The sequence below is a fragment of the Hallella absiana genome, from assembly GCF_025457485.1.
GTDB classification, from domain to species: domain Bacteria; phylum Bacteroidota; class Bacteroidia; order Bacteroidales; family Bacteroidaceae; genus Prevotella; species Prevotella absiana.
Window position 1 is genome coordinate 1 of sequence record NZ_JAMXSP010000059.1, and the last position, 6879, is coordinate 6879.

Genomic DNA, 6879 nt, shown 5'->3' on the forward strand with positions numbered 1-6879 from the left:
TGGGGAATTGGAGAGGAAAAACTGGTTATTCTCGTTGAGATTAAACATAAAGCTGTAAATTTTCGGCAAAGGTCGAAAATTTACAGCTTATAGAAAAGGCGGCCTAAAATGGATGGATACGTCCTTTCTCAGAACCTCGATGCTATAAGCACCTGATCTGTGGCGCTTCTTGTGTACGAACATGATGCAAAGATAACTTGCGCCACCCAAAAACCCAAATACAAAGTGTCACTTTATTGATTTTTAATGATTTACGGCCGTTAACGGCTATTAACGTGGAAAACAGGATTAGTGCCCTTGGAATGAGAGTAGAAGTCGTGAAGCCTGTGTATTGAACGCAATTTTGGTATATTATTCATCAACCGTGTTTTCACCGGTCTCGTATCACATATCCGTCAGAATGACTGTCATCTTCTGACGAAAGTCATCGGGTACGATAACTTTCCGCCCGTGCCGCAACAATTCTTGCTCGAAGTTGCGCATGGTACTGACACAGAACTTATAGTCGGTATAGCTGCTATCAGCCGTATCACGTATTTTGTCTACCTCTCGTGTTGCAGCCGCATCCATTACGTGCTGTCTCGTAGGTAGAAGGTGCGGGTATGCGTCTTGCGTTCTGTTGCGATTATTCACATTTCGTAAGGCTGGAAAATAATTTTCCGATGCCATGGATCGAAAGATATGACTGCTTTGTGGAATATTTCCTCACCTATGGAGTCTATGTGATCTGGGCGATTCTCAATAACAACGGCATCCTTTATTATGAATGACTTGATGGCAAAGTCACACTTGTACCCCCTAGCCTTTCTCTTATTGAGAGTGGTATCGCAAATATAACTTTCTGAGACCATCTTCTCAAAGGACTTACAGTTCTTGAAGTCTTTGTCAGTATTCTCCCACTTATTAAGAATACTTGAACTAACTGTACAAAAGTGCGCGGCACCCGAATCGAGAGCTATCCTCATTTTATGTTTCTTGCCAATGGTCACATTGAATGTCGGGAGAGCATCACATTTCGTGTAGCTCACCTTAATTCCTTTTGTTTGCTTGACCCAACGGTGATCGTTGGACACTATCATTATACCTTTTCTCAAATCTACTTTGACAAAATAGCCAAGCCCTCTTTTAATGAGCGGACAGAATCCCATAGTTCCATCCCCTATACGGCCCCACTTGTCGTTCATTTTATCAGGGAAAATAAGATAACAAGCAATAAGCGAATCGCATTGCGTTCCGAAAGACACAAGTTCTCGGCCCACTTCCAAATCGGTATTCGTTACTTTTTTTACACTATCGGAACTGTTGCGAATAGACTTCATTTTAGAAGTGATATCCTTTCCCCACAAACATAAGTTCATACATCCTGTGTCAAAAACAAGATGTTTGAGTTTGTGATTTATCGTTACAGGCATCAATATATGCCCTTCGTGTTCTATTATGGGTATGGTATCTGTAAAAACATGTTGGTCACTGGCCTTTACGACAGAAGCTTCTAAGACAAAAGCTACAAGAAGTAACAGAGCCTTGTAGTTGGCAGGCCAAAGTAACGAACGTTTAGATGCTTTCATCATTCAAATGATATTCTTTAAAATGTATTGTAATAACGACATGCTCGACCATATATTGTTTCTTGATGTTACATAATCACCCAAGTCTATACGTGAGAAAATAAAAAGAAGAGCGAATATGAAAACGACCAGCAACAAGAGAAATATTTTGGGGAATACTACTTTGGGATACTTTGTATCGCTAATTTCTTTTACATATTTGATATTCATTGCTATACTCCTTATCTATCCAATGTTTAGTTGATTCTTAACCAAATCATAATAGTATCCTCTTCGCTCTAACAACGATACATTGGTTCCTTGTTCGACAATTTTACCTTTCCTCATCACCACAATATTATCTGCATTAACAACAGTGCTAATTCTATGAGCAATTACCACAACGGTTTTACCTTTGTAAAAGTTGTCTAGATTTTTTATGATTCGTTGCTCGTTGTTAGCATCTAACGAGTTAGTTGCTTCGTCTAGGAAGAGATAGCGGGAGTTTTTATAGATAGCTCTAGCAATTAGAATGCGTTGTTTCTGGCCCATACTTACGGAATTTCCATCCGTCCCAATGATGGTCTCGTATTTCAATGGTAATGAGTCTATAAATTCATCAATACAAGCCTTATGTGCAGATTCTCTTACCATCTTGTCATTTGGATGTTCATCAATCAATCCAATATTGTCCTTTATAGAGTCTGTAAAAATATATCCGTCTTGTAATACCGCTGAACAACATTTTTTCCAACTCCTCTTGTCTATATCGTTAAGACTTGTGGCACCTACATAAATTTCACCTTGGGTGGGTTCGAAAAAGCCGAGTAAGAGTTTCATCAATGTAGTTTTTCCGCTACCACTTTCTCCAACAATAGCTGTAACTCTTCCACCCTTGATAGTGAGATTAATATCGTCCAACACCTTAGGCGAGCGTGGCCCATTATAATGAAAGTCTACGTGTTTCAACTTAATATCTAGTCCTACTGCTATGTGGCTTATCTTACCAGCATTAAGAGAGTCTTCATCATCATTCATGTTGATTTCATTTATCCGTTCTGCACTAATTCTAGTATCTTGAAGAGATTGAATAAAGCCGATAATTTGGAAGAGTGGCCCGTTCAATTGCCCCACAAGATATTGAATTGCCATCATCATGCCGAGTGTTATGTTGCCCGAAATAACGTAGTAAGCAGCCATAAAAGATATAATGATATTCTTTAACTCGTTAATTAGCGAGCCTCCAATTGATTGAGCTTGTGCTAACGACAATCCCTGTATATTAATATTGTATAGCTTATACTGAATTTTCTGCCATTTCTTCAACTGAATGCCCTCACAATTATTAAGTTTAATATCCTGCATTCCAGCTATCATATGTATTATGTTTGTTTGGTTTTCAGAGCTACCCTGAAACCGCATGTAGTCAATCTTTTTGCGTTTTTGTAAAAACAGCAAAACCCAAGTTACATAGAGAATTGCGCCTGCTAAAAATATCATGAGGAAGGCCGCCCCATAGCGAAGCAAAACATATCCATATACGATAAACCCGAGCATTGCCATAATTATGCTTATTACCGTATTTGTGAGGAATTGCTCTATCCGAGAGAAATCAGAAAGCCGTTGCAACAAATCACCAACCATCCTTTTTGTAAAGAAGGAGATAGGAAGTCGCATTAACTTAACAAGGAATGCACTTACAAGCGAAATATTCAATCGGCTGCTTATATGAAGTACAAACCAATTACTTAAATATGAATTAATGGTTCCACCCAAACTCAATGAAAGTTCGCATATGAACACGATGATGATAAATTTCAAACTTTTGTTACCTATACCGATATCAACAATAGACTGGGTAAGGAATGGGAATATGAGATTTATCAAGCTAGTCATAGCTACCGACAAGAACAATCCAACTAGAAAAGACTTGTGCGGTGATAAGAATGGGATAAGGTCGCTAAGCCTCATCTTATTTACTTGCTGATTCATCTTCACATCGTTGATGGCATAAAATTTCTGTGTGGGTTCTAAAAACAATACGATTCCTTGATGACCATCATTCCCGTCTTGCAAAGGAAGCCAACACTGACAGAATTTCTCAATTGGATATTTTAGAATACCCGAACTTGGGTCACCTACTTTTACATAGTTATCACCAATTTCATACACTACGACAAAGTGTTTCTTGCTCCATTGCACAATACATGGAAAAGAATTAATTGAGACAAGCTTGTTTATGTCTACTTTGGCACCGATTACTTCGAATCCAAGATCTTCTGCTGCATCTTTTATTCCGAGAAGGCTTGTACCTGTTCTTTTGGTAAAGCATATCTTATGCATATAGTATTCTGAAAAACTCTTTCCATAGAATTTGCATATCATACGCAGGCATGTCGGTCCACAATCATGACTGTCGAGCTGTAGGTAGAATGGATATTTTGTCATACTTCTCTCACATAGTAATCAATGTCTTTCGACAGCCAATCACCATAAATAGTCTTATAAAATCTATATAGCTTTTTATCAGTTTTTTCTACTTCAAATGTGATATCCCTAACATAAATATTGTGGGATGTGTACCACTTGTGTGTTGCCGTCCACGAATAGATTCCGAGATAATTCCTGCGGTATTTTTCAAAGACGTAAACACCATGAATATGTAGCAGACCTTTATTATTATGAGAAGTGTAACACCAACCTATCAAATCCGAATTATGATCATACATGAAAAGCCATATATCAGTTGAAGGATTGTACTGACAGTTTAGAGGATTCATATGTTTCGACATTTCCTCAGCTGCAGACTTGGTATTAATATCTTCAATCTGCTTGCTCGTAAGTTCACTAAATTCCAGACATGTCACTTCCGTTGAATAATCAATGGCACAGAACGGGATAATCTTGTTAACCCATGTATCAAAGGTAAAATAGTAATTTGAAATTGCATACTTTTCTGGGCCACAATTGTTAGCCTGAAAGAAATGTCGTATTTTACTCAGATTCATTTCACTACTATACCTTACAATGAGTTTCACTGATGGATACTTCGTCTTAACGTAGTCTTTTATGAATACAAGAAAAGAAGAACCTACGCCACAATCTCGGAAAATTGGCTCAATATACAAATAGTTCATCACTAATGTATTTCCCTCAGATGGTTGCAACAACGCATACCCCATGATCTCTCCCTCAACCGCAGCAGAAAATGTTAAAAATCCAGGTCTGTCAGGTATAGCAAGGCCTAAAGATTCAAAGGAATCTTTAAGGGATTCCTTTGAACAAGCTTCAAATATTACCTCTTTCATGACCAATCAATCAAAGCAAAACGGATGCACTGGTGTTGTCGCACGAGGACATCTCGGATCAGGATAGTAATACTTGTCTAATCCGTATGCCTGCATAGCCATTTTCCAGCATACGCCCAAACCACGACGACATTTATTAAATTCTTGGCAGGTGTGGCATTTAGAGTCTTCTGGAATATCCTCCTGAGAAATATTCCATAACTTCAATGCCTTCTCAGAATTCCAGATTTCCTTTATTGTGTTTTTCTTCACATCACCAAGCAAGAAGGCCTGATGCCAATACATCTCTTCACATACAGATACTTGGCCATCTGGCAAAATTACGAGCCCATCCACGTTAGCTGTGCATAAAGCACGATTCTTAAAGGCCTTATAGCTGCAAAGCTCTGACGCAGAAGTAAGGCCGTTGTCATTATACATTGGGCAACTGACTTCTGAAGAACGATGGATTACCAAATTAGCGACCTCTTCCATTTGTTCTTTTGAAGGACGAATGTCAAGGTAGTTTTGGTCAGTCTTGTACATACTGTAACCGATAATCGTGAAAACACATCTGTCTACATGCTTCAGCTCTTTGACAAAGTCAATTATCTGACCAACGTTTTCCTTAGTGGCAGTCTGCTTTGTCAAGGTAGGTTTGATCACGACGTTAATTCCTTTTTGGTCGCAATATTTGATACTATCCTTAATCAGCGATGTATAGTTTTTATTAACACATAGATCGGTCACTGCCGTTTCTGCATCTAGGGTATCAAGTGAGAACTGGATCTTTTTAATTCCTATGGCGGCAGCCCTATCTATGGTTTCTTTTGACAATGGCACTTTTGTAGAAGCCTCGCAATCGTAACCGCAGTCAAGTAAAGCTTTGGCTATCTTATCCCACTCTGGATTAAGATAGAATTCACCACCTGTGAGTTCAATTGATGCAATTCCTTCCTCCTTAGCCTCGTAGATAAGGTTAACCCATTGGTCTGGGGTCATGGCCTTGTAGTGGGCCTTTCTGTTGGCATAGCAATACACGCAGTCTGTATAGCACTTAAGGTTAATACAGAAAATTAAAGTGACAGGACGACCTAATCTACGTCGAGAGAAATTGAGAGGTTTGTCAATCTCATAGTTCTCTTCGTTTAAATCACTCCTTATCATGTTGCTACTGTTCTCAACCAGAATCTCTGGTGGCAAGGTGAAAACGTTTCCATCGTATCTATAAGTGACTTCTTCCTGATTCTTGATGATAGGATCAATCAATCTCTTCGCAACATCCATGTTGATGTTGAAATCCTTACAGATTTTGCTTATAGTCGTATTCATGTCTTCTGCGCCATTGAAATGGCTCAACAGCATCGCATGAATAGGATGCACAAAATAATAGATGCCGTTACGTGGAAAATCTCGTTTGTTAGTCAATAACACCCGATCGACATCATTTCGCAACAGATACTTTGGATTGAATATTAGATTCTTGTGCATTTTTTAATTATATTTCTTAATTATTGTAAGAGGGTGTATCATTCCTGTATTTCATTATTGTCTGAATGAATAGCGGTAATACTTGAAGCCGATTCAATTGATGGTGAAATACATATAGTATCTGATTTAGGGCAGAATGTTGTTGGTATTATCACTGTACCGTGCTTTGACCTGCCTTGATAGCAAGATGGCTTACAGCCAGAGTTGCAAGCGCCAGCCTCTATGATACTAAGCAGATTGTCAGACAAAATATCAGTATCTGCTATTGATTTGAATTTTCTATACATAGTTTTTGTTTAGTAAAAATGAGCCTTCTCGATAGGGATTTTATAAATGCTTATTATCACTACTTCAGAAGCTTAATACTTATACAGAATAAATATTCGGACACTATTAAGTTAATGAAATAGACCATAAAAAGTATATAAACTTTTCGGCCCAAGGGGGATTGTCCGTGGCGGGCAGATGCCGCTGCCTAACCAAAGACAGTAACACATCTATAGAAAAAGAAGGGTATATCCCTTATTCCCTTCAGGCATGACCTGAAGGCTTTC

General features: G+C 38.5%; 5 protein-coding genes. All 5 read right to left on the bottom strand.

Annotation, left to right across the window (positions count from 1 at the left end; translation table 11 throughout):
- Window positions 1-384: 384 nt before the first annotated feature.
- The gene (locus NG346_RS14130; protein WP_262281154.1) at window positions 385-570 is read right to left on the bottom strand and encodes a hypothetical protein; all 186 of its coding nucleotides are present in this window, start codon (window positions 568-570) and stop codon (window positions 385-387) included.
- 59 nt (window positions 571-629) lie between these two features.
- Complete coding sequence (locus NG346_RS14135; RefSeq protein WP_262281155.1) at window positions 630-1571, bottom strand: hypothetical protein; 942 nt, start codon at window positions 1569-1571, stop codon at window positions 630-632.
- Between the two features lie 222 nt (window positions 1572-1793).
- Window positions 1794-3995: a peptidase domain-containing ABC transporter gene (locus NG346_RS14140; RefSeq protein ID WP_262281156.1), complete on the bottom strand. Its 2202-nt coding sequence runs from the start codon at window positions 3993-3995 to the stop codon at window positions 1794-1796.
- Window positions 3992-4855: a GNAT family N-acetyltransferase gene (locus tag NG346_RS14145; RefSeq protein WP_262281157.1), complete on the bottom strand. Its 864-nt coding sequence runs from the start codon at window positions 4853-4855 to the stop codon at window positions 3992-3994. Before NG346_RS14145 ends, NG346_RS14140 begins: the two co-directional genes overlap by 4 nt.
- 6 nt (window positions 4856-4861) lie before the next feature.
- A complete protein-coding gene (locus tag NG346_RS14150; protein ID WP_262288894.1) occupies window positions 4862-6325 on the bottom strand; it encodes a radical SAM/SPASM domain-containing protein in 1464 nt (487 codons plus the stop codon).
- Between the last annotated feature and the right edge of the window lie 554 nt (window positions 6326-6879).

Coding starts and splice junctions, on each gene's coding strand:
- NG346_RS14140 (WP_262281156.1), bottom strand. CDS start 3,995: ATGACAAAATATCCATTCTACCTACAGCTCGACAGTCATGATTGTGGA.
- NG346_RS14130 (WP_262281154.1), bottom strand. CDS start 570: ATGGATGCGGCTGCAACACGAGAGGTAGACAAAATACGTGATACGGCT.
- NG346_RS14135 (WP_262281155.1), bottom strand. CDS start 1,571: ATGATGAAAGCATCTAAACGTTCGTTACTTTGGCCTGCCAACTACAAG.
- NG346_RS14145 (WP_262281157.1), bottom strand. CDS start 4,855: ATGAAAGAGGTAATATTTGAAGCTTGTTCAAAGGAATCCCTTAAAGAT.
- NG346_RS14150 (WP_262288894.1), bottom strand. CDS start 6,325: ATGCACAAGAATCTAATATTCAATCCAAAGTATCTGTTGCGAAATGAT.